Source organism: Paraburkholderia steynii (assembly GCF_900100565.1).
GTDB lineage: Bacteria > Pseudomonadota > Gammaproteobacteria > Burkholderiales > Burkholderiaceae > Paraburkholderia > Paraburkholderia terrae.
The window spans coordinates 319,176-340,585 of record NZ_FNDI01000006.1; the positions used below are offsets into that span (position 1 = coordinate 319,176).

Genomic DNA, 21,410 nt, shown 5'->3' on the forward strand with positions numbered 1-21,410 from the left:
AAGCGTTGAATGGCGCGCCGCGTGGTGCGCCATATGGTGAACATCAAGGCGCCGCTCAGTGCGTGCCGGCTTCGTCCGCGACCGTGTCGCCGAAATGGCTCGCGACGAACGCGCGCATCGCGGCAATCAGCGGCGATTCGCCCACTTGCTCGATGGTGCTCGCGCCGGCCGGAACCGACCCCGTCCATGACACGCGATCGCCCGCCGCGGCCGGCACGAGATGGATTCTCGCCCGTTCGATGATCGGGCCGCATTGCGCCCAGTCCGAGGACGGCGCGAACGCGGCTTCGAGCGCGCCAGCGGGATCGCCGTCGCAGGCGGGCTCCTCGATCCAGCAGAAGCCGTCGTCGACGCGCGGCTTCGGCAGATTGTCGGCCCGGGCGACCCAGTAATCGAGTAACGCGCCTTCCAGCTCTGAAACTCTCATCTCTGCTCCTCGTGGAGATCGTATGTGCTGAACGCAGCATCGATTGTGCATCAAGTTCGTGTTGCGCTTTGTGACGCCGCAAGATCCGTTCGCGGCGACTGACGTCCAACTCAATTGCGGAGCACCATGACGTTCGACTATCGACAGGCAAGTCTGCGCGCAAAACCGTCGCATAGGCGCTCGCACGCGCTGGCGGCCGTGCTGCTCGGCATCGCCGCGATCCAGGCCGATGCCGCCGCTGGCCCGGCGCACAGGGCGGCCACGGCGGACCGGCCGATCATCATCGACGCGCAAGGCGATTCGACGATGTTCGGCTATCAAACGTCGGACGGTTTCAACAAGTCTTGGCAAACGCCGGATAATCCGCCCGCCCTGCTTCAGGCCGCGTTGCGGGCCCGCTTCGGCCCGCATGTGATTGTGCAGAACAACGGCGTGCCGGGCGCGACGCTCGTCGATCGCGAGAAAGGCCTCAACGGATATAGCCAGCCGTACGCGCGATGGGTCGCGACGTCGCCGGCGCATATCGTGATCGTCAATTTCGCGCTCAACGACGCCGACAATCACGTCAAGGAGCCGCCTTCCGCGTTTCGCGCGCACCTGATGCGCTTCATCGAAGAGTCGCAGGGCGCGGGCCGGATCGTCGTACTCGAAGAACCGAACCCGGTCGACTATTCCGTGAACAAGAAGATCGTGCCGCGTTATGTCGCTGTCGTCGATGAAATGGCGAAGCATTACCGGCTCGCGCTGATCCGGCAGTACGCGTATATCGGCGCGATGCATGACTGGCGTTCGCTGCTGATCGACGGCGTGCATCCAACCGATGCGCTGTATCGGCTCAAGGCCGAGCGGCAGCGAGAAGTCGTCGAGCCGATCGTAGCGAAGCTGGTCGAGTGATCGCATTCGACCAATCTTCTCGTGCTTTGATACGACCACAATAAAAAGCCGTCGAATCGTGCTGAATTCGACGGCTCGATAAACGCGAAGCACGGGATCATCGCCAGTACGCAAACACCCCCAACGCTGCCATCACCGTCAACGCGCCGCCAATACGCGTCGCAATCTGCGCAAACGGCATCAGCTCCATCCGGTTGGCTGCCGTGAGAATCGCCACGTCCCCCGTCCCGCCGAGCCCGCTATGCGTTGCATTGACGATAGCGGCTTCGACGGGATACATGCCGACCAGCCTGCCAACCAGGAAGCCCGTCACCGTCAGCGTGAGCACAGTCGAAACCGCCGTGACGATATTGACCCAATGAAACGCCGTGACGATTTCGCCCCACGGCGTCATGGCGACGCTGATCGCGAACATCAGCGGATACGTCACGGCCGTCGAGAAAAAGCCGTACATGAAACGCGCGCCGCCTCGCACGCGCGGCGACACGACCTGGAACAGCTGCGCCGCGACGACCAGCACGAGCATCACGACGGGCGCGGGCCAGCCGAACAGTTGATGACTGAGCACACCAAGCAGATAGAACGCGATGGCCGTCGAACCCGCCGCCGCGACAGAGCCGACGTCGAATTCGAACGACGCCGGGCGTTGCGTGATGTCTTCATCGCTGCCGTCTGCTTTGGTCAAACGTCCGTTGCCCGTCCATTCGGGCCGGCGCGTGCCGAGATAGCTCAGCAAGCCCGCGCAACAGATCGCCGCGATATTGCCGAGCATCACCGCCGACAGAACCTGCGCGAACAGCGGCCCCTGCTCGACGCCCAGAATCTGCGCGTAACCCGCCGACAACGGCAGCGCGCCCTCGCCGACGCCGCCCGCCATGATCGGCACGACGACCATGAACAACGCGTGGCGCGCATCGAGCCCGAGCGCGGTCCCCACTGCGGTGCCGACCAGCGCCGCGGCGACGGAGCCCGCCGCAACGGGAATGAAGATGCGCACGAAGCCTTTGATCAGCATCTGACGGTCCATGCTGAGCACACTGCCGACGATGATCGCCGCGATGAACAGATACAGAAAATTCGAAGTCTTCGTGAAGGTCGTCACTGCCTTGACGACGGGCTCGGGCATCAGCTTGTAGTACACCAGCATCGACGGAATGAAGGCCGCAAAAATCGACGTGGCCCCGATGTGGCGAATCCACGGAATGCGCTTCGCCAGTTCGGCGCAGGTGAAGCCGCCGACCGCGACGAGTGCGATGCCCGTCGGCAGATCCGCTGCGAGCTTGCCTTTCGCCGCCATCGCGCCGAGCACGCCCAGCATCAGCACATAGACGGGCAATGGCAACGAACCGATGCGTAGGTCGAACACGCGCCACCACCATTCGATGACGGCATGCGGCGCTTGCCCCTCGCTGCTCGAAGCAGCGCCCAACGCGGCTTGCGTCGATGATTTCATTGGATGGTCTCCGTTCATTGTTTCGACGGGTGCCCCGCTCATACGAGCAGCAGCAATGCGGCGCCATACACGAGCGCGCCGACGATAAACGTCATCACGGTAAAGCCGAGCACGCGCTGCACGCCGATGCCCGCCATCGCGACGACGGGCGCGGCCCAGAACGGCTGCATCATGTTCGACACCTGCTCGCCCATTGCGACGGCCATCGTCGTCGCGGGGACGGACGCATGCAGCGCGACGGCGGCAGGCACGACGAACGGCCCTTGCACTGCCCAGTGGCCGCCGCCGCTCGGAATGAAGAACGTGACGATCAGCGAGCAGACGTAACTCCAGAACGGCAGCGTATGCGCGTTGGAAATAGCGATAAAGAAATGGGAAATGACGTTCGGCAAACCGGTCGCATCCATCATGCCCATGATTCCGCCGTACAGCGGGTATTGCAGCATCATCGAACCCGTCTGCCGGGCGGCGTTTTTGACGGCATCGGCGTACGCTAGCGGATAGCCGTGCAGGATCACGCCCGCAATGAACATCACGAAGATCACCGCGTTGACGCCGGAAAACGCGATGTGTTCTGACTGCGCGAGCACCAGCAGCGCAATCCCCGTCGCACCGATGAACGCCGAGCCGAGCCACGAATATTCGATCCAGCGCGCGAAACTCAGCTTGCCTGTGGGCTTCTCACGCGGTGGCGCATCGGGATGCTTCTGCGTATCGAGCAGCACGGCATCTTCGTCGCGCGGCTTGAGCCATGCGAGAACAAACGGCATCGCGAGCAGCATCGCGATGGTCGGCACCAGATTGAAACCCGTGAATACCGTCGCGCTGAACGGCAGCACCTCGCCCGTGATCTTCTGCACGACGTTCATCGCGCTGCCCGGTGTCGACTGCGCAAGCGCAATCGAACTGGAGATGCCGCTTGCCCACACGACCCATCCCGAGAAGCCCGCCGCGACGATCCACGCGAAGTCGACGCGCATGCGCTTCGCGACTTCACGCGCCAGCAATGCGCTAACGACCAGCCCCAGACCCCAGTTGCAAAACGACGCAACGGCCACGAGCACGAACGTCAGCGTGGCGGCTTGCACGGGCGTGCGAGCAACGGAAACGAGTGCCTTGAACACGCGTTGCACGATGGGCGCGTGAGCGAATGCGTGACCCGTGACGAGCACCAGCGTGATCTGAAACGCGAACGTGAGGATGTCGAAGAAGCCCTTGTACCAGCCGCCGACCAGCTTGCCCAACGACGCATGTGGCGCAAACATCGCCGACAACGCTGCGACGATCGCTGTGATGAGGATCGCGAGCACGAATGGATCGGGGATGGTGCGCTCGAACAGGCCGATCGTCGCCTCGGTGAAGCGGGTCTTGCGCACTGACGATGGCGCAACGGTGGATTTCATCACGTGTCTCCGGTTTTGAATGTGCCCGCGCGTCGTTTGGGCTTTGTGTGATCGGCGGGTCGTCTCTTCAGGACTTTTCAGTGCAAGGTGCTCAGTTGCCGAATCCGTATAGCGTTGCCGCGTTGTCGACGAGGATGCGATCGCGCGTGGCCGTATCGTTGGTCCATTCGCCGAGCAGATCGAGCAGCAAGGGATCGTCGGGCTTGTGCTTCTCCGTCACGTGCGGCCAGTCGCTGCCCCACACCAGCCTGTCCGGCACGGCCGAGATCCATGCACGTGTTGTCGGCGCTGCATCGGCATAGCGACGGTCGAGCCCTTCGATCGAATCGAGGTATGGGCCGGACAGCTTGATCCACGCGCGCCCTGCATCGGCGAGACGGCGCACGATGGGAAACGCCGCGTGCGCCGCGCCATCGGGCAATGGAAGGCGCGCGCAATGATCGAACACGATCGTCGATGGGAGACGCGCGAGCAGCGCTTCGTGCTCGACGATCTGCGCAGCCGTCCAATGCAGTTGCACCTGCCAGCCGAGTTCCGCCACGCGTGCTGCCAGCGGCTCGACCATGTCGAAGCCGACCACGGCGTTTGCCGGCGTATAGAGCGTGAAGCGGATGCCGCGAATGCCGCCCGCGTGCAGCGTTTCAAGCTCGGCGTCCGTCACATCGGGGCGCACGACGGCGACGCCGCGCGCATTCGCGATGCCGAACTGGCGAATCGCATCGAGCGTCACGGCGTTGTCGGTGCCATAGATGCGCGGCGTCACGATCACCACGCGCTGCGTGCCGATCCGCGCCTGCACTTCGCGATACGCGGCGACATCCGCTGCATCGACAAAACCTGCTGCGTCGCGATGCGCGAGGAACGCGCGGTTATAGATGTGAATGTGCGAATCGCAAGCGCCTGGTGGCGTGTGCCGATGTAAGTCCATGCGTGTCTCCTTCTTCTTTTTGCGGATCTCTACAGCACCGCGCGCTTCTCGCGCAGACTTTCGATGTCCGCGTCGGAGCATCCCGCGTCGCGCAGCACCGCGTCCGAATGCTCGCCGAACGCGGGAGCCGCGAACGGTTCGGGCAACGGCGTCGCGCCAAAACGGATCGGATGCTTGAAGCCGCGATACCGGCCCACACCCGGATACGCGAAGTCAGTCACCATGTCTTCGGCGAGCACCTGCGGATGGTCGAACATGTCTTCGATGCCGCGAGCCGCGGCACACGGAACGGCGTCGCCGAAATGCGCTTCCCATTCGAGCGCCGAGCGAACCTGCAACGCTGCGCGGAGCTTCGGAACGATTTCGTCGCAATGCAGTGCGCGCTTGCGCACCGTGTCGTAGCGTTCATTCTCCGCAAGCTCCTCGAGGTCCGTTTTCTCGCACAGCGCCTGCCAGAAATGCGGCGTGTTCGCCGACAGATACAGATAGCCCTGACGCGTCGGATGAATACCCGTGATGCCGCCCGAGCGCATGTCGCGGCCCGTCTCTTTCGGCTCGTCGTCTGCCCAGATCATGCGGGCCGACTGCATCGCCAGTGCGCTGCGCAGCAACGACACGCCCACGTACTGACCCGCGCCGCTGCGCTCGCGATCGAACAGCGCGGACGACACGCCCGCCGCGACCAGCGCGGCCGCATAGTAGTCGACCACCGAGCCATAGACGATTTCAGGCGGACCGCCATGATGGCCTTGCAGCGAGCAGATGCCTGTCATCGTTTGCAGGACCTGGTCGTAGCCCGCCTTGTCGCGGTTGGGGCCCGTTTCGCCATACCCTGTCACCGCGCAATAAATCAGCCGCGGATTGACCTCGCGCAACTGCTCGTAACCAATCCCGAGACGCTCCGGCACGCCCGGCCGGAAGTTGTGTACGAGCACGTCGGCCGTCTTCACGAGACGCATCATCACGTCGAGCGCTTCGGGCTGCTTCAGGTCCAGCGCAAGGCCGCGCTTGCTGCGGTTCACGCCGAGAAAGGCGCGGCTTTCGGCTTCGAGCGTCGAAGGATACTTGCGCAGGTTGTCGCCCGAAGGCGGCTCGATCTTGATGACCTCGGCGCCCTGATCGGCGAGCAGCGTGCAACCGTACGGCCCCGCGATATAGGCGCTCAGGTCTAGCACGCGCAAGCCGGCGAGCGGTCCCTGCTGTCGTGCGTCGGCTGATTGCGATGGTTGTTGCATCTGTTTCTCCAACTCGATTCGATGTGTGTGCAACGAGAGTGCGTTGCTTTACAAAGCCGTGCTGCCGACAACGGCACGCTGCTCGCCCGTCAGCAGTTCGAGACGCGCGGCGTGCTGCACGAGCGCGCGTGCCCGTTCGAAAAACGGCGGATCGATCATCCTGCCGTCGACGACGTATGCGCCCAGGCCTTTGCTCTGTGCATCGCGTGCTGCTTCGACGACGCGCACCGCATGCGCGATGTCCGCGTCGGACGGACGGAAGACGTCGTTGGCCAGCGCGATCTGGCTCGGGTGGATGCAGCTTTTGCCGAGGAAGCCCATCGCGTGCGCAAGCTGCGCTTCGGCGCGGAAGCCCGCTTCGTCCTTGATGTTGGCGAACGCCGAGTCGTACGCGAAGACGTTCGCCTCGCCTGCTGCGATGCGTAGCGTGAACATCGCCTGCTGAATGGCCGCCTGCTCGCGACGCGCAATGCCAAGCGGCTCGAACAGATCGCCCAGCCCGAGTTGCAAACCGGCGACGCGCGGATGCGCGGCGGCGAGTTCCGCGGCGTGGCGCAACGCTTTCGGCGATTCGATGTTGAGCAGCAAGCGCACGGGCACGCTCACGCCATTTGCCTGCTCGGCCTGTTCGAGCGCGGCGGCAGCGGCGCGCACGTCGTCCGCGCTTTCGGGTTTCGGGAGATTCAGGTAGTCGAGACCGGGCTGCACGACGGCGTCGAGATCGGCAGAGAAGAACGGCGTATCGAGCGCATTGACGCGCACGATCAGCACCTTGCGATGCTCGCGTACCGCACTGTCGCGCAACAGCTCGCGCAGCGCGAGGCGCGCTTGCGGCTTGCGCTCCGGTGAGACGGCATCTTCGAGATCGAACGAGAGGGCATCGGCCGCGCTCGCGAGTGCCTTGGCGAACAGTTCCGGGCGCGATGCCGGCACGAACAGCTTGCTTCTCATGTCTCCGTTCCAGTTGCTTATTGGCTGGCAACCAGTCTACGGAGAGACAGGTTTTAGATAAACTATCTGTGCCTATCTTCAAACCATAGAATATCTATCGTCATGGACTTCAACTTTCTCGGCAATCTGCTGCTGGTCGTGGATACAGGATCGATGGCTGAGGCGGCGCGTCGCGTCGGCGTGACGCCTGCGGCGATCGCGCAGCAGGTGCAGGCGCTCGAACGCGAACTCGGCGTGCCCCTGCTCGTGCGCGCGGGGCGCACGGTGATTCCGACGGAAGCGGGTCATCGCGTGATCGCGCGCGCGAGGAACCTTGTGCGTGAATTCGCGGAGTTGAAGGCGTTCGCGCTTGAAGACGAAGCTGCGGGCGAATTGCGCATCGGTACGATCACGACGGCGCTGCTGTCGTTGTTACCGGACGTGCTGGCCGCGTTCGCGCGCGCGTTTCCGCAGGCGAACGTGCTGATACGCGCGGGGACGTCGATGGAACTGTATGAGACCTTGCAACGTGGCGACCTCGACGTTGCTGTCTGTCTGCATCCTGCGTTTGCGCTGCCGAAGGCGTATGACTGGCATCTGCTACGCGAGGAACCGATTGTCGTGCTCGCGCCGGCGCGGTTGAAGGATGAGGAGCCGCATGAACTGCTGCGGCGCGAGCCGTTTATCCGCTATGACCGCTCACTCGGCGGCGGCAAGCAGGCGGATCAATATCTGCGGTCGGCTCGGATCGTTCCGCGTGAGGTGTTCGAACTGAATTCGCTGATGGCGATTGCGATGATGGTCGATCGGGGACTCGGCGTGTCGCTGGTGCCCGATATCGTGTCGCCGCTGACGACGACACTAAAGGTCGCGAGGCTCGCGCTGCCGACTCCGACGGAGCCGAGGCGGTTCGGTGTGCTGTGGCATAAGACGTCGCCGCGTGGGCGGTTGATCAAGGGGTTTTTGCAGTGTGCCGATGGGGTGCTGGGGTATGGGGATAGCGGAGGCGTTGGGAGGAAGACGCGGCGTCGTTCGGTAAGTTGAAGATCTTGCCGTCGCGAACGGGCTGTTGGCTCTCGTGACGGGTTCGACGGGACATACGGTCCAGCGACATGAGCCAAAAAACAAAAACCCCGCAAGCCATCGGCTTAACAGGGTTTCAGTATTGAATTGTGGCGGAGAGACGGGGATTCGAACCCCGGATAGGTTATTAACCTATACACGCTTTCCAGGCGTGCGACTTAAACCGCTCATCCATCTCTCCGGCGGGGAGGCGCATTATAGCAGATTCCGCCGCCATTGCCACCCCGTCCGAAAGGCCAGCCATCACGGATGGCGGATGTAGTCCACCAGCGCTCGCGTATACGCATCCGGCTTCCGGTCCACCAGGCTCACGAGCACGGTCACCAGGAACCCCGCCGGCACGCCGAACACGCCCGAGCTGATCGGCTCGATACCGAACCAGCGCGGCCCGACAAAGCCCGTCAGCTGCGTGAAGAACGGATACGTCGACACGATGTACCAGATGCACACCACCAGCCCCGCCACCATGCCTGCCACCGCGCCCAGGCGCGTCGTCCGCTTCCAGAACACCCCAAGCACGAGCACAGGAAAAAGACTCGACGCCGCCAGCGAAAACGCCGCCCCCACCAGAAACAGGATATTCCCCGTATTCAGCGACGCCACATAAGAAGCAAACAGCGCCACCCCAAGCAACAGGATCTTCGAGATCGTCACCCGCTTCTGGCTCGACGCCTCGGGATCGACCATGTGGTAGTACACATCGTGCGAAAGCGCATTGGCGATCGTCAGCAGCAGGCCATCGGCGGTTGAAAGCGCCGCCGCCAGCGCACCCGCCGCAATCAGCCCCGACATCACATACGGCAACCCCGCTATCTCCGGCGCGGCGAGCACGACCATGTCCGGCTGCATCTGGATCTCGCTCCAGCGCACGATGCCGTCGCCATTCACATCGGCGATGCTCAGCAGGTACGGCTCGACATGCCGCCACTGCATCACCCATTGCGGCAGGTCGGAAAACCGATGCCCGACCAGATTCGACAGAATCTCGTACTTGATCAGCACGGCGAGCACGGGCACCGTCAGATAGAACAGCGCGACGAAAAACAGCGTCCAGCCAACCGAGCGCCGCGCCGACGCGACCGACGTCGTCGTGTTGTAGCGCGTGAGGATATGCGGCAAGCTCGCCGTCCCCAGCGAAAGGCACAACAGCAGCGACAGGAAATTGCGCAGATGCAACCGTCGCTCTTCTTCGTTCACGGCGGGAAACGGCTCATGCATCGGCACGGGTGGCGCCGCGCGCTGCATCATCTCGTCGCGTTGCTGCGCCCACACGATCTGCGCCGTCGCCGGATCACGCGGAAAGCGGGCGATGCGCCGCTCCAGATCGGCGATCTCGCGCAACGGTCCGTTATGCCGCCGCAAATCGTCGAGCTGCACGGTGAGGCGGCCCTTCTCGTCGATATACGACTGCGGCAGGCTGTCGATCTGCGTCTGGATCAGCGCGGCGCGCATCCGGTAGTCGTCGCGTACCGACTGCTCCGACGGCGCATCGCGCACCTGGCGCTCGAGCGACTCGACGCGCTCCATCAGGCGTCCGTAGTTGAGTTGCGGCACCCACCCGAGCCCGTCCTTGTGCGCAATCATCGACACAGGAATCAGGAACGCCACGATCAGGATGATGTACTGCGCAACCTGCGTCCACGTCACCGCGCGCATGCCGCCGAGAAACGAGCACACCAGAATGCCCGCGAGCCCGCAGAAAATGCCGATCGCAAAGTCGACGCCGATAAAGCGCGTCGCGATCAGCCCGACGCCCTGGATCTGCGCAACGAGATAAACGAACGAGCACAGGATCGCCGATAACGCCGCGAGACCGCGCACTGCATTACTCGAAAAGCGCGTGCCGAGAAAATCGGGAATCGTGTAGCGCGCGAGCTTGCGCACGTACGGCGCGAGCAGAAACGCGACGAGGCAATAGCCGCCCGTCCAGCCCATCATGTACGCGAGACCGTCGTAGCCCGTTGCGTACAAGGTGCCCGCCAGCCCGATGAACGACGCCGCCGACAGCCAGTCCGCCGCCGTCGCCATGCCGTTGAACGCGGACGGCACGCGCCGCCCCGCCACGTAGTATTCGACGAGATCGGAAGTCCGCGACAGCAGGCCGATCACTGCGTACACCGCAATCGGCACGAACAGGAACACGTAACCGATCCACGTGCCCGGCCCGTTGGCCGCCTCGATGCGCCAGAGCAGATAGATGAAGATCAAAAAGCCGATCGTGTAGAGCGAATACGAGCGGATCAGCCGATGCGCGAGCTTCATCGGTCGGCTGCGCGCTCGGCGAAGTCGTCGGCCGCGCTGGCTGCGAGCGCGCGCAGAAGCGCCGCGTCGGCGCGTTGCATCAGCACGATGTACACGACGATCAACAGCAGGTACACGAGAATCGCGCCTTGCGCGCCCATGTAGAACGGCAGGCTGAAGCCCGCAAAGCGTGCGTGCTCGAGGTTTCGCGCAATAAGCGGCACGATGAACGACACGAAGAAGCCGATCAGCATCAACGCGACGATCAGCATGACGTTGAAGCGCCAGTAGCGCGCGTGCGCGCGCGCCATCGCCGCCGTCACGGGCGGAGGCTCGGGCACGGGGTTGATCGTGAATCGCGATGTGTGGTGTGGCGCGGCCATGCGCCTATTTATCAAAAAGGTGTTGCATCGACAATCGGGGTTGTCCGCGCAACGATTTCGCGCGATGGTTCAAGACGACATCTCAAGCGTACGAAAAAACGGCGCACCCTTATCGGATGCGCCGTTTGCTGCTTCAAGTCTTTACGTCGTCGCGCTTGCGCGCGATCAGCGCGATTCGCCCAACTGATCCAGAATGGCCGGATTCTCCAGCGTCGACACATCCTGCGTGATCTCCTCGCCCTTCGCGAGCGAGCGCAACAGGCGACGCATGATCTTGCCCGAACGCGTCTTCGGCAAGTTGTCGCCGAAACGGATGTCCTTCGGTTTCGCGATCGGACCGATTTCCTTGCCGACCCAGTTGCGCAGTTCCGCCGCGATCTTCGCGGCCTCTTCGCCTTCAGGACGCGAGCGCTTCAACACGACGAAGGCACACACCGCTTCGCCCGTCGTCTCGTCGGGGCGGCCGACCACGGCCGCTTCCGCCACCAGCGGATTCGCCACCAGCGCCGACTCGATCTCCATCGTACCGAGACGGTGGCCCGACACGTTCAGCACGTCGTCGATACGGCCCATGATCGTGAAGTAGCCGGTGTCCTTGTCGCGCACCGAGCCGTCGCCCGCGAGGTAAAGCGTGCCACCGAGCTCTTCGGGGAAATAGCTCTTCTTGAAGCGCTCCGGGTCGCCCCAGATCGCGCGGATCATCGCCGGCCACGGACGCTTGACGACGAGAATGCCGCCCTGCCCGTTCGGTACGTCCTGACCCGTTTCATCGACGATCGCGGCCATGATGCCCGGCAGCGGCAGCGTGCACGAACCCGGCACGAGCGGCGTCGCGCCCGGCAGCGGCGTGATCATGTGGCCACCCGTTTCCGTCTGCCACCACGTATCGACGATCGGGCAACGCGAGCCGCCCACGTTCTCGTAGTACCACACCCACGCTTCCGGATTGATCGGCTCGCCGACCGTGCCGATGATGCGCAGCGTCGACAGGTCGTAGCTCTTCGGATGCACCTTCGCGTCGGCTTCGGCTGCCTTGATCAGCGAACGAATTGCAGTCGGCGCGGTGTAGAACACGGTGACCTTGTGCTTCTGGATCATGTCCCAGAATCGGCCCGCGTTCGGATACGTCGGCACGCCTTCGAACACGACCTGCGTGCCGCCGAGCGCAAGCGGCCCATACGTGATGTAGCTGTGACCCGTGACCCAGCCGATATCGGCCGTACACCAGAAGACATCCGTGGGCTTCCAGTCAAAGGTCCACTTCATCGTCTGCGCGGCCCACAGCAGATAGCCGCCCGTGCTGTGCTGCACGCCCTTCGGCTTGCCCGTCGAACCGGACGTGTAAAGAATAAAGAGGGGATGCTCCGCACTGACCCATTCCGGCGCGCATTGATCCGATTCGCTCGCGGTGATCTCGTGCATCCACAGATCGCGCTGGTCGTCCCAGCCGATCTTGCCGCCCGTGCGCTTATAGACGACCACGCTCTTGACGGCCTCGCAGCCGCCCATCGCGAGTGCTTCGTCGGCGATGTTCTTCAACGGCAGCGCCTTGCCGCCGCGCATCTGCTCGTCGGACGTAATCAGCGCGACCGCGCCGACATCGACCAGACGTTCGTTCAGCGACTTCGACGAGAACCCGCCGAACACGACCGAGTGAGTCGCGCCAATCCGCGCGCATGCCTGCATCGCGACGATGCCTTCAATCGACATCGGCATGTAGATGACGACGCGATCGCCCTTCTTGATGCCGCGCTTCTTCAGCGCGTTCGCGAAGCGCGACACGCGTTGCAGCATGTCGTTGTACGTGACGTTGGTGACGGTGCCGTCGTCGGCTTCGAAGATGATCGCGACACGCTCGCCGTTGCCCGCTTCGACGTGACGGTCGATGCTGTTGTACGACGCGTTCAGTTCGCCGTCTTCATACCACTTGTAAAAAGGCGCGTTCGATTCGTCGAGCACCTTCGTGAAGGGCTTTTTCCAGCTGAGCGTCTCGCGCGCCAGCCTGCCCCAGAAGCCTTCGTAATCGCGCTCGGCCTCGGCGACGAGCGCCTTGTACGCGTCCATGCCGGACACAGTAGCCTGCGCCGTCACTTCGGCGGAAGGCGGAAACACGCGGCGTTCTTGAAGAACCGATTCAATCGCAGACATCGACTACCCCTTGGTGAAGATGAAACGTCAATCCTTGCGGGTGCGCGCGCGATGCGTGCCAGCCGTGGCCGGCGCAGCGCGTCGCTCCATATCGTCATACCCGTCATCGTGGCGCCGCGCATCATGGTCGCGGCGTGTCTCCCACCCTCGTGCGCATCGGCAGCGATGAGCACACAGCGATTCGGCGAATGACAACTGCGGCGTCGCACGTCGGGCGCGCCACATGTTTTCATCAGCTTCGATCACTTCCCACGATAAGCGTTGCAACTTACCGCGTTCTTACGTGCGGGTCGAGCGTGTGTCAGGCTAAACACCAGGTGCGGCGACTCGGAGTGCGGCGCTGCAAGCGGAGTGCAAGGCTCACTATGCGGCGATGTTAGCGCCCTTTTACAATGCTAACTGATCTAGTCGTCCGGATTCCAGCTTGAACCGCTACTCACTGTTCCTCATCGCCGCGATGCTACTCGTCGGCAGCAACGTCGGCATCGGCAAGTCGATTGTCGCGTTCGTTCCCGTTCCCCTCTTTGCCCTGCTGCGCTTTGTGATCGCCATGGCCGTGCTATGGCCGCTCCTGCGCGTGAACAAGCTGCGCCGCGTGAAAGCGGGCGAATGGCTCAATCTCTTCCTGCAGGCTCTGTTCGGCACATTCGGGTTTACGCTGCTGATGCTCAACGGCGTGCATCGGACCAGCGCCGTCGCGGCGGGCGTCATCACGAGCACGATTCCCGCCGTGGTCGCGCTGTTCTCGTGGATCTTCCTCAAGGAAAAGCCGGATCGCCGCGCGCTGGCGTCGATTGCGCTGGCGATCGCCGGCGTGGTCGTCATCAATCTCGCGCATGCGGGCGCCGCCCCGGGCGCATCGAGTGAAAGTTCGTTCGCCGGCAACCTGATGGTGCTCGGCGCGGTTTGCTGCGAATCGCTCTATGTGATCCTGTCGCGCCGGCTCACGCAGACCCTCGCGCCCATCGACATCTGCGCGTACACGCATCTGTTCGGCCTGTTGCTGATGCTGCCACTCGGCGTGTCGTCGCTGTTCGCCTTCCATTACACGAGCGTACACGTCGGCATCTGGGCGCTGGTGCTCTGGTACGGCCTGTCGGCCAGCATCTTCTCGTTCTGGCTGTGGATGAAGGGCATCCGCCATGTGCCGGGCAGTCTCGCCGGCGTGTTCAGCGCGGTGCTGCCCGTCGCCGCCGCGATCTACGGGATCGTGTTCCTCGACGAGCGGCCGACGCTCGCGCATGGCATCGCGCTCGCCTGCGTGGTCGCGGGCATCGCTCTGGCGAGCCTGAAGGCACGGCGCGTGCCGCCCGTCGCTTCGTGACATGAAATCAAAAGGAAGCGAGACATGGCGCGCCGCGGCGCCGTGCTGCCTTGCGCCTGCATAAGTGCCCGGGTGCCCGCTTCGACATGGCTGTCACGGATCACGCTGTACAATATCGCGCCCAGCGCGCCTTGCCGGCCGGTTTCACCGCCGTGCCGCCGACTGCCGGTCGTTCGCTTTTCACGTGATCCGCCGCCGTCGAAGCGAGCGCGCCCTTGCCCGCCGTATCCGTCACCAAGAAGCGCCAACACTACGTCGACCATACATGACCGCTCCGCGCCCCACTCTGTCCGGCCAGCCGCGCCGCATGCGCCTTCTGCCCTCCGTGATCTTCATGAGCCGCTGGCTGCAGGTGCCGCTGTATCTCGGCCTGATCGTCGCTCAAGGCGTCTACGTCGTATTGTTCGCGAAGGAAGTGTGGCACCTCGTCACGCACGCGATGACGCTCGACGAAACCAACATCATGCTGGTCGTGCTCGGCCTGATCGACGTGGTGATGATCTCGAACCTGCTGATCATGGTGATCGTCGGCGGGTATGAAACCTTTGTCTCGCGCCTCGGCCTGGAAGGTCATCCCGACGAGCCCGAATGGCTCGACCACGTGAACGCGGGCGTGCTGAAGGTGAAGCTGTCGATGGCGCTGATCGGCATCTCGTCGATTCATCTGCTGAAGACCTTCATCGACCCGGACAAGCACACGCAGCAGGCCGTGATGTGGCAGGTCATCATCCACGTCACGTTCCTCGTGTCGGCGCTGGTGATGGCGTTCGTCGACCGGTTGACCACGCACACGCACCCGGAGCATTTTCATGAGCCCGCGGCGCGCGGCGCCGCTGCGCACGGCAACAACACAACGATTTCCCACTCCCATGAACGCGTCTGACCGGCCGCGTCGTCAAGCGGCCGCGATAACGAACGCGACACTGCCCCACTGAGCCTAGCCATGACCGTCATCAAACAGGAAGACCTGATCCAGAGTATTGCGGACTCGCTGCAGTACATCAGCTACTACCATCCGCTCGACTACATCGAAGCGCTTGGCCGCGCGTACGAACTCGAAGAGAGCCCGGCCGCGAAGGACGCGATTGCGCAGATCCTGACGAACAGCCGCATGTGCGCCGAAGGCAAGCGCCCGATCTGCCAGGACACTGGCATCGTCACAGTGTTCGTGAAGGTCGGCATGGACGTGCGCTGGGATGGCGCGACGATGTCCGTCACCGACATGATCAACGAAGGCGTGCGCCGCGGTTACCTGAACCCGGACAACGTGCTGCGCGCGTCGATCGTGAGCCCGCCCGAAGGCGCGCGCAAGAACACGAAGGACAACACGCCGGCTGTGATCCACTACGAGATCGTGCCGGGCGACAAGGTCGACGTGCAAGTCGCGGCCAAGGGCGGCGGCTCGGAGAACAAGTCGAAGTTCGCGATGCTGAACCCGTCGGATTCGATCGTCGACTGGATCCTGAAGACCGTGCCGACGATGGGCGCTGGCTGGTGCCCGCCCGGCATGCTCGGCATCGGTATCGGCGGCACGGCTGAAAAGGCGATGCTGATGGCGAAGGAATCGCTGATGGACCCGATCGACATTCAGGACGTCATCGCGCGCGGCCCGCAGGGCTGGATCGAAGAACTGCGCGTCGAACTGCACGAGAAGGTCAACGCGCTCGGCATCGGCGCGCAAGGTCTCGGCGGTCTCGCCACCGTGCTCGACGTGAAGATCATGGCCGCGCCGACGCACGCGGCATCCAAGCCGATCGCGATCATCCCGAACTGCGCGGCCACGCGCCACGCGCACTTCACGCTGGACGGCTCGGGCGTCGCGAAGCTCGAAGCGCCGTCGCTCGACGCATGGCCGAAGGTGCAGTGGGAACCGGACACCGAGAAGAGCCAGCGCGTCGACCTGAACACGCTGACGCCGGAAGAAGTCGCATCGTGGAAGCCGGGCCAGACGCTGCTGCTGTCGGGCAAGATGTTGACGGGCCGCGACGCCGCGCACAAGCGCATCGCCGACATGCTCGCGAAGGGTGAAAAGCTGCCCGTCGATTTCACCAACCGCGTGATCTACTACGTCGGCCCCGTCGACCCTGTCCGCGACGAGGCGGTCGGCCCGGCAGGCCCGACCACCGCGACGCGCATGGACAAGTTCACGGAAACGATGCTCGCGCAAACCGGCCTGATCTCGATGATCGGCAAGGCCGAGCGCGGCCCCGTCGCGATCGAGGCGATCAAGAAGCACAAGGCTGCATATCTGATGGCTGTGGGTGGCGCGGCGTATCTCGTGTCGAAGGCGATCCGCAGCGCGAAGGTGCTCGCGTTCGAAGATCTCGGCATGGAAGCCATCTACGAATTCGACGTGCAGGACATGCCCGTGACGGTCGCCGTCGATTCGAACGGCACGTCGGTTCATCAAACGGGACCGAAGGAATGGCAAGCGAAGATCGGTAAGATTCCCGTCGCCACTGCTTAACGATTTTCTTTGTTTTACCGAAGCCGGGACGTTATAGTCCCGGCTTTTTTATTATTCACGCGAAATACAAATTAAATTGCGTGAATGATTCTCAACAACCATATTCGTCCTTGGCTTTTAGTTTTCAGACGTTTATTGTTGTTGGAAAACCCAGCTCTTGAAGAGGAAACGTCATGCAAGGCGATAAAAAAGTCATCGAATATCTGAACGCCCAGTTGAAGAACGAACTGACCGCAATCAACCAGTATTTCCTGCACGCGCGGATGTACAAGCACTGGGGTCTCGAGAAGCTGGGCAAGCATGAGTACGACGAATCGATCGGTGAAATGAAGCACGCCGACTTGCTGATCGAACGCATTTTCATGCTCGATGGCCTGCCGAATCTCCAGGATCTGCACAAGCTGCTGATCGGCGAAGAAACCAAAGAAATTCTCGAATGCGATTTGAAGCTCGAAACCATCTCGCAGGGTACGTGCAAGGAAGCCATCGCTTATTGCGAGTCGGTGCGTGATTTCATCTCGCGCGAAATCTTCACGACGATTCTCGACGACACCGAAGAACATATCGACTGGCTCGAAACGCAGATCGACCTGATCGACAAGGTCGGCATCCAGAACTACCAGCAGTCGGCAATGGGCTCGCAGGAAGAATAAGACGACACCCAACTGGGAGCGTCCCCACTCCTGATACACTTCTGCGGTCCGATCCGCGCAACGTTCGTTCACACGCGCTGCGCGGATTCTCTTATATGGCTTCCGTCGAAACCATGACCGCTTCGTCCCCCGCCTCCGCTACTTCCGCTTCGATTCGGCCCCTCACCTCGCTCGATCCGCGCGCGCCCGTCGGCATCTTCGACTCGGGTCTCGGTGGATTGTCGGTGCTGCGCGCGGTCCGCTCGCAACTGCCGGACGAAGCGCTGATCTACGTCGCGGATTCGCTCTATGCGCCCTACGGCGAGCGCGACGACGATTTCATCGCCGACCGCACGCTTGCGATCGGCGAATGGCTCGTCGCGCAGGGCGCGAAGGCGCTGGTGGTCGCTTGCAACACGGCGACCGCGCAGTCGATCGCGCTTGTGCGCGAAAAATTGCCTATCCAGTTGATCGGCGTCGAACCGGGCGTGAAGCCCGCGGCGTTGCAGTCGAAATCGCGCGTGGCGGGCGTGCTGGCGACCCGCGTGACGCTGCGCAGCGCCCGCTTCCAAGGGTTGCTCGAACGCTACGCCAGTGACTGCCGTTTTCTGTGCCAGCCGGGCCACGGCCTCGTCGAGGCGGTCGAGCGCTGCGACATCGGCTCGCCCGAATTGCGCGCGCTGATCGAAAGCTACCTTCAGCCGATGCTCGACGCCGGCGCCGATACGCTGGTGCTCGGCTGCACGCACTACCCGTTTCTCGATGCGGCGATCCGCGATATCGCCGGCGACCGGCTGACGCTGATCGACACGAGCGTCGCGATCGCCCGGCAACTGGAGCGCGTGCTCGACCAGCAAGGGCTGCGTGCGCCTGCGCGCGACGCCGTGCCGCAGCCGCGCTTCTGCTCGACCAGCGACGGCGCGCACCTCAAACAGCTCGCGGCGACGCTACTCGACATCGATGCGCCCGTCGAGCGCGTGCATATTCCGTCGCGCCGTACGATCACGCCGGATTCGCACGCCGCCTGAGGCTGGCGGACGATGCCGTGCCGCCGACGGTTTCCATGCGTCGCCACCGCATCAAATACGCCGCCGAGCGACGGAAACCCGCCCCCACAACGCCCCACCGCCACTTGAACGATCGCGCGGCGCCGGACGAAACCCTTCTAACAGGCTGGTTTTGTTACAAAATTTTGCCTGGGAGGCTTGCCAAACCGCCCAAACAAAATGATAATAATTCGCATTAACGTTAGCTATCGCGAGCTGTCATGATTGTCTGCGTGTGCAAGTCAGTGTCCGACCGGAAAATCCGTGCAACGATCGCCGAAGGCGTCGATTCATTCGACGAGCTTCAGTTCGAGCTAGGCGTCGCCATGTGCTGCGGCAAGTGCGAGGAGTCCGTTCGGGACGTGATGGCGCAATGCGGCGTCTGCGCGAGCCGCTGCGGCGTCGAGCATCACACGCAAACGGCGCCGCTGACGTTCTACGAACGCAAGGCCGCCTGAAGTCCATTCCCGGCCTTTGACGCATTTCAAGAAAGTGCTTCGAAAAGCGTGCCATTATCGGGCGCTGTAATTCTTTCGTTTCCGCCGTCAGCAAGCCAGTCCGACACCAGCCAGCGACGCCATTCTTCGAGGAGTTCGAGATGGAATTGCTGATCGGTTTTCTGACCACCGTTTGTATTTCGTTGCTGATATTCCGAACATGACGCTGTTTTGCATGACGTGCTGCATTGCCGGCGCGCCGCCACGCTAACCATGCAGGCCACGCCTTCTCTCCCAACCGGCTTCGCGCCGGACGCTTCCGCCCGAATCAACCCGCGTATCGCCACGGTGACGGGGATCGTCATCGGACTTCACGTCATCGCGCTCGCTATTGCGTTCACGGTGCGTACGGTTACACCGTTGCCGGTCGAAACGCCGCGTACGATCACAGCGGAGCTGCTGCCGCCGCCGGCCCCTGCCGCTGCGCCTGTCGCGATCGAATCGGCCCCGCCGCCGCCGAAGCCCGTGCCCATCCAGAAGGTCAAGCCGAAGGTGCAGCCGCGCCCGACTCCGAAGCCCACGCCGACTCCGATGCCCGTCGCGCAAGCGCCATCGCAGCACGAAATCAGCGCGCCCGAGCCGGCTCCGCCCGCGCCGCCGGCACCTGCTGCACCCGCGCCGGCCGCTCCCGCGGCGAAAACGGTGATGTCGATCACCGCGCCCAAGGACGCGTCGCATCTGAACTGCAGCATCGTCGAGCCGACTTATCCGGCGATGTCGCGTCGCCGCGGCGAAACGGGCCGCGCGGTCGTGCAGTTCATTCTGTCGGCGTCGGGCCGGATCGAAAACATCGAACTGAAGAAGAGCAGCGGCTCCGATCGCCTGGATCAGGCCGCGCTCGACGCGATTCGTTCCAGTTCGTGCAAACCGTATCTGGTGGACGGCGAGCCGACTCGCGTGCCCGCCGTCCAGCCGTTCGACTTCAGCCTGAACAATTGACCTTGATCAGCTGACCAGAATTTCAAAGAAAAAAGGAATTGCCATGCAGAACTACGGTATTGCCCACGTCTGGGCACAAGGGGATTTCGTCACACGCGGCATCGCGGTGGCGTTGCTGATCATGTCGGTGCTGTCGTGGAGCGTGATCGTCGTCAAGAGCTGGAACGTGATGCGCCTGAACCGCCTGACGAAGAACGCCGAAAAGGCATTCTGGCATTCGGACGATTTCGCCGACGGCATGAAGAAGCTCGGCCGCGACACGTCGTCGCCGGCCGAGAACCCGTTCCTCGCGCTCGCGCTGTCGGGCCAGGAAGCCGCCGATCACCATCATCAGACGCAGCCGCATCTGCACGACCGTATGGACGTGTCGGACTGGGTCACGCGCTGCCTGAAAGACACGATGGACGAAAGCGTCGCGCGTATGCAGAGCGGCCTTGCGGTGCTGGCGTCGATCGGCAGCACCGCGCCGTTCGTCGGCCTGTTCGGCACGGTGTGGGGCATTTATCACGCGTTGCTGTCGATCGGCGCAGCGGGTCAATCGTCGATCGATCAGGTCGCCGGCCCCGTAGGCGAAGCGCTCATCATGACGGCCTTCGGTCTGTTCGTCGCGATTCCCGCCGTGCTCGGCTACAACGCGCTGACGCGTGCCAACAAGGGCATCGTCAGCAAGCTGAGCCGCTTTGCACACGGCCTCCATGCGTTCTTCGTCACGGGCGCCCGCCTGTCGTCGTCGAAGCGCGGAGACGGTCTTCGGCTCGCGACCCGCGCCAACTAAATAGCGAGACATAGCGATGGCAATGAGCCCTTTCGCCGGCGACGATGACGACGGCCTCATGAATGAAATCAACATGACGCCGCTCGTCGACGTCATGCTGGTTCTCCTGATCGTGTTCATGGTGACGATCCCCGTGATCCGCCATGCGGTGAAGATCGATCTGCCGCACGCGAGCAGCCAGAAGGAAGACACAAAACCCGCGCAGGTGACGATTGCGATCGATGCCGACGGCAACCTGATGTGGGACGAACAGAAGATCTCCGACGACATGCTGCAGGCGAAGATCGCCGCTGCTGCGCAGCAGGAGCCGCAACCGGAACTGCATCTGAGCGCGGACCGCAAGGTCGCGTACGAGAAGGTGGCGCAGGTGATGTCGGCGGCCCAGGCGGGCGGCCTGACGAAGATCGGTTTCGTCACGGAACCGAAGGCACACTGAGCGTGCCGCCCTCTTCCGTTCGAACGAGAGCCCTGTTTTCCGAGGGCTAAAAGTAAAAGGCCTTCATCGTCGGATGAAGGCCTTTTTTCATGCGCACTCGGCGCCTTCGGGCGGTGGGATCATTTACCATTGCTTGTGCTTTGGACCTGATCACCACATGCGAAAGCCG

At 63.0% G+C, this 21,410-nt stretch carries 22 protein-coding genes and 1 tRNA gene; 12 read left to right on the plus strand and 11 right to left on the minus strand.

All coding sequences use genetic code 11. The features are described from left to right. Window positions 1-55: 55 nt before the first annotated feature. On the minus strand, window positions 56-427 hold the full coding sequence (locus BLT65_RS14030; protein ID WP_042311601.1) for a DUF2591 domain-containing protein: 372 nt from the start codon (window positions 425-427) through the stop codon (window positions 56-58). Window positions 428-553: 126 nt separating this feature from the next. On the opposite strand from BLT65_RS14030, the gene BLT65_RS14035 reads away from it, so the two are divergent. After that, window positions 554-1,321 carry an SGNH/GDSL hydrolase family protein gene (locus BLT65_RS14035; RefSeq protein ID WP_091778489.1) on the plus strand — a complete coding sequence of 256 codons (768 nt, stop codon included), beginning with the start codon at window positions 554-556 and terminating at the stop codon, window positions 1,319-1,321. Window positions 1,322-1,418: 97 nt separating this feature from the next. Here the strand turns inward: BLT65_RS14035 and BLT65_RS14040 are convergent, their stop codons facing one another. The 5 genes from BLT65_RS14040 to BLT65_RS14060 form a co-directional block, all read right to left on the minus strand. Beyond that, window positions 1,419-2,774, minus strand: coding sequence for a 2-hydroxycarboxylate transporter family protein (locus tag BLT65_RS14040; RefSeq protein ID WP_091778491.1), 1,356 nt, complete (start codon window positions 2,772-2,774; stop codon window positions 1,419-1,421). Between the two features lie 38 nt (window positions 2,775-2,812). After that, the gene (locus tag BLT65_RS14045; protein ID WP_091778493.1) at window positions 2,813-4,177 is read right to left on the minus strand and encodes a short-chain fatty acid transporter; all 1,365 of its coding nucleotides are present in this window, start codon (window positions 4,175-4,177) and stop codon (window positions 2,813-2,815) included. 91 nt (window positions 4,178-4,268) lie between these two features. Then, on the minus strand, window positions 4,269-5,105 hold the full coding sequence (locus BLT65_RS14050) for an amidohydrolase family protein (RefSeq protein WP_091778495.1): 837 nt from the start codon (window positions 5,103-5,105) through the stop codon (window positions 4,269-4,271). A gap of 29 nt (window positions 5,106-5,134) precedes the next feature. Then, a complete protein-coding gene (locus BLT65_RS14055; protein ID WP_091778497.1) occupies window positions 5,135-6,340 on the minus strand; it encodes a CaiB/BaiF CoA transferase family protein in 1,206 nt (401 codons plus the stop codon). A 48-nt stretch (window positions 6,341-6,388) separates the two neighbouring features. Then, the gene (locus BLT65_RS14060) at window positions 6,389-7,291 is read right to left on the minus strand and encodes an HpcH/HpaI aldolase/citrate lyase family protein (RefSeq protein ID WP_091778499.1); all 903 of its coding nucleotides are present in this window, start codon (window positions 7,289-7,291) and stop codon (window positions 6,389-6,391) included. A 102-nt stretch (window positions 7,292-7,393) separates the two neighbouring features. On the opposite strand from BLT65_RS14060, the gene BLT65_RS14065 reads away from it, so the two are divergent. Further along, window positions 7,394-8,314, plus strand: coding sequence for a LysR family transcriptional regulator (locus tag BLT65_RS14065; RefSeq protein ID WP_091778501.1), 921 nt, complete (start codon window positions 7,394-7,396; stop codon window positions 8,312-8,314). 129 nt (window positions 8,315-8,443) lie between these two features. Here BLT65_RS14065 and BLT65_RS14070 read toward each other — a convergent pair. The 3 genes from BLT65_RS14070 to BLT65_RS14080 form a co-directional block, all read right to left on the minus strand. Then, window positions 8,444-8,534 (minus strand) — tRNA-Ser (locus tag BLT65_RS14070). A 62-nt stretch (window positions 8,535-8,596) separates the two neighbouring features. Then, a complete protein-coding gene (locus BLT65_RS14075; RefSeq protein ID WP_091778503.1) occupies window positions 8,597-10,615 on the minus strand; it encodes a sodium:solute symporter family protein in 2,019 nt (672 codons plus the stop codon). Further along, a complete protein-coding gene (locus BLT65_RS14080; protein ID WP_042311626.1) occupies window positions 10,612-10,977 on the minus strand; it encodes a DUF4212 domain-containing protein in 366 nt (121 codons plus the stop codon). Before BLT65_RS14080 ends, BLT65_RS14075 begins: the two co-directional genes overlap by 4 nt. Between BLT65_RS14080 and BLT65_RS47210 the strand changes: the two genes are divergently transcribed. Next, window positions 10,946-11,164 (plus strand): hypothetical protein, encoded by a 219-nt coding sequence (locus tag BLT65_RS47210; RefSeq protein ID WP_167306482.1) that lies wholly within the window; start codon window positions 10,946-10,948, stop codon window positions 11,162-11,164. The genes BLT65_RS14080 and BLT65_RS47210 overlap by 32 nt on opposite strands. Here BLT65_RS47210 and acs read toward each other — a convergent pair. Next, window positions 11,143-13,125 (minus strand): acetate--CoA ligase, encoded by a 1,983-nt coding sequence (gene acs, locus BLT65_RS14085; RefSeq protein WP_091778505.1) that lies wholly within the window; start codon window positions 13,123-13,125, stop codon window positions 11,143-11,145. The genes BLT65_RS47210 and acs overlap by 22 nt on opposite strands. A gap of 424 nt (window positions 13,126-13,549) precedes the next feature. Here acs and BLT65_RS14090 point away from each other — a divergent pair, with 424 nt between their 5' ends. The 6 genes from BLT65_RS14090 to BLT65_RS14115 all read left to right on the plus strand — a co-directional run bounded on the left by BLT65_RS14090 (window position 13,550) and on the right by BLT65_RS14115 (window position 19,052). Beyond that, window positions 13,550-14,449, plus strand: a complete 900-nt coding sequence (locus tag BLT65_RS14090) for a DMT family transporter (RefSeq protein WP_042311630.1) — start codon at window positions 13,550-13,552, stop codon at window positions 14,447-14,449. A gap of 265 nt (window positions 14,450-14,714) precedes the next feature. After that, window positions 14,715-15,332: a TIGR00645 family protein gene (locus tag BLT65_RS14095; RefSeq protein ID WP_042311632.1), complete on the plus strand. Its 618-nt coding sequence runs from the start codon at window positions 14,715-14,717 to the stop codon at window positions 15,330-15,332. Between the two features lie 60 nt (window positions 15,333-15,392). Beyond that, on the plus strand, window positions 15,393-16,916 hold the full coding sequence (locus BLT65_RS14100) for a fumarate hydratase (RefSeq protein ID WP_091778507.1): 1,524 nt from the start codon (window positions 15,393-15,395) through the stop codon (window positions 16,914-16,916). Between the two features lie 173 nt (window positions 16,917-17,089). Then, window positions 17,090-17,569: a bacterioferritin gene (bfr, locus tag BLT65_RS14105; RefSeq protein WP_007590442.1), complete on the plus strand. Its 480-nt coding sequence runs from the start codon at window positions 17,090-17,092 to the stop codon at window positions 17,567-17,569. A 95-nt stretch (window positions 17,570-17,664) separates the two neighbouring features. Then, window positions 17,665-18,576, plus strand: coding sequence for a glutamate racemase (gene murI / locus BLT65_RS14110; RefSeq protein WP_091778509.1), 912 nt, complete (start codon window positions 17,665-17,667; stop codon window positions 18,574-18,576). Window positions 18,577-18,815: 239 nt separating this feature from the next. Further along, complete coding sequence (locus BLT65_RS14115) at window positions 18,816-19,052, plus strand: (2Fe-2S)-binding protein (RefSeq protein ID WP_091778511.1); 237 nt, start codon at window positions 18,816-18,818, stop codon at window positions 19,050-19,052. Window positions 19,053-19,078: 26 nt separating this feature from the next. On the opposite strand, the gene BLT65_RS14120 is transcribed toward BLT65_RS14115, so the two are convergent. Further along, window positions 19,079-19,396, minus strand: a complete 318-nt coding sequence (locus BLT65_RS14120) for a hypothetical protein (RefSeq protein ID WP_167306483.1) — start codon at window positions 19,394-19,396, stop codon at window positions 19,079-19,081. On the opposite strand from BLT65_RS14120, the gene BLT65_RS14125 reads away from it, so the two are divergent. Genes BLT65_RS14125 through BLT65_RS14135 form a run of 3 tightly spaced genes read left to right on the plus strand, consistent with a single transcriptional unit; the run spans window position 19,305 to window position 21,241 of the window. After that, on the plus strand, window positions 19,305-20,030 hold the full coding sequence (locus BLT65_RS14125; protein ID WP_042311689.1) for an energy transducer TonB: 726 nt from the start codon (window positions 19,305-19,307) through the stop codon (window positions 20,028-20,030). The two genes, BLT65_RS14120 and BLT65_RS14125, sit on opposite strands and share 92 nt — an antisense overlap. A 43-nt stretch (window positions 20,031-20,073) precedes the next feature. Next, window positions 20,074-20,805: a MotA/TolQ/ExbB proton channel family protein gene (locus BLT65_RS14130; RefSeq protein ID WP_042311636.1), complete on the plus strand. Its 732-nt coding sequence runs from the start codon at window positions 20,074-20,076 to the stop codon at window positions 20,803-20,805. A 16-nt stretch (window positions 20,806-20,821) separates the two neighbouring features. Then, complete coding sequence (locus BLT65_RS14135) at window positions 20,822-21,241, plus strand: ExbD/TolR family protein (RefSeq protein ID WP_091778515.1); 420 nt, start codon at window positions 20,822-20,824, stop codon at window positions 21,239-21,241. Window positions 21,242-21,410 lie beyond the last annotated feature (169 nt).

What these genes read in the sequence shown, in the direction of transcription:
- BLT65_RS14080 (WP_042311626.1), bottom strand. Translation starts at nt 10,977, where the DNA reads ATGGCCGCGCCACACCACACATCGCGATTCACGATCAACCCCGTGCCC.
- BLT65_RS14045 (WP_091778493.1), bottom strand. Translation starts at nt 4,177, where the DNA reads ATGAAATCCACCGTTGCGCCATCGTCAGTGCGCAAGACCCGCTTCACC.
- BLT65_RS14095 (WP_042311632.1), top strand. Translation starts at nt 14,715, where the DNA reads ATGACCGCTCCGCGCCCCACTCTGTCCGGCCAGCCGCGCCGCATGCGC.
- BLT65_RS14035 (WP_091778489.1), top strand. Translation starts at nt 554, where the DNA reads ATGACGTTCGACTATCGACAGGCAAGTCTGCGCGCAAAACCGTCGCAT.
- murI (WP_091778509.1), top strand. Translation starts at nt 17,665, where the DNA reads ATGGCTTCCGTCGAAACCATGACCGCTTCGTCCCCCGCCTCCGCTACT.
- BLT65_RS14120 (WP_167306483.1), bottom strand. Translation starts at nt 19,396, where the DNA reads ATGACGATCCCCGTCACCGTGGCGATACGCGGGTTGATTCGGGCGGAA.
- BLT65_RS14100 (WP_091778507.1), top strand. Translation starts at nt 15,393, where the DNA reads ATGACCGTCATCAAACAGGAAGACCTGATCCAGAGTATTGCGGACTCG.
- BLT65_RS14135 (WP_091778515.1), top strand. Translation starts at nt 20,822, where the DNA reads ATGGCAATGAGCCCTTTCGCCGGCGACGATGACGACGGCCTCATGAAT.
- BLT65_RS14050 (WP_091778495.1), bottom strand. Translation starts at nt 5,105, where the DNA reads ATGGACTTACATCGGCACACGCCACCAGGCGCTTGCGATTCGCACATT.
- acs (WP_091778505.1), bottom strand. Translation starts at nt 13,125, where the DNA reads ATGTCTGCGATTGAATCGGTTCTTCAAGAACGCCGCGTGTTTCCGCCT.
- BLT65_RS14060 (WP_091778499.1), bottom strand. Translation starts at nt 7,291, where the DNA reads ATGAGAAGCAAGCTGTTCGTGCCGGCATCGCGCCCGGAACTGTTCGCC.
- BLT65_RS14075 (WP_091778503.1), bottom strand. Translation starts at nt 10,615, where the DNA reads ATGAAGCTCGCGCATCGGCTGATCCGCTCGTATTCGCTCTACACGATC.
- bfr (WP_007590442.1), top strand. Translation starts at nt 17,090, where the DNA reads ATGCAAGGCGATAAAAAAGTCATCGAATATCTGAACGCCCAGTTGAAG.
- BLT65_RS14130 (WP_042311636.1), top strand. Translation starts at nt 20,074, where the DNA reads ATGCAGAACTACGGTATTGCCCACGTCTGGGCACAAGGGGATTTCGTC.
- BLT65_RS14065 (WP_091778501.1), top strand. Translation starts at nt 7,394, where the DNA reads ATGGACTTCAACTTTCTCGGCAATCTGCTGCTGGTCGTGGATACAGGA.
- BLT65_RS14125 (WP_042311689.1), top strand. Translation starts at nt 19,305, where the DNA reads ATGCAGGCCACGCCTTCTCTCCCAACCGGCTTCGCGCCGGACGCTTCC.
- BLT65_RS14055 (WP_091778497.1), bottom strand. Translation starts at nt 6,340, where the DNA reads ATGCAACAACCATCGCAATCAGCCGACGCACGACAGCAGGGACCGCTC.
- BLT65_RS14115 (WP_091778511.1), top strand. Translation starts at nt 18,816, where the DNA reads ATGATTGTCTGCGTGTGCAAGTCAGTGTCCGACCGGAAAATCCGTGCA.
- BLT65_RS14040 (WP_091778491.1), bottom strand. Translation starts at nt 2,774, where the DNA reads ATGAAATCATCGACGCAAGCCGCGTTGGGCGCTGCTTCGAGCAGCGAG.
- BLT65_RS14030 (WP_042311601.1), bottom strand. Translation starts at nt 427, where the DNA reads ATGAGAGTTTCAGAGCTGGAAGGCGCGTTACTCGATTACTGGGTCGCC.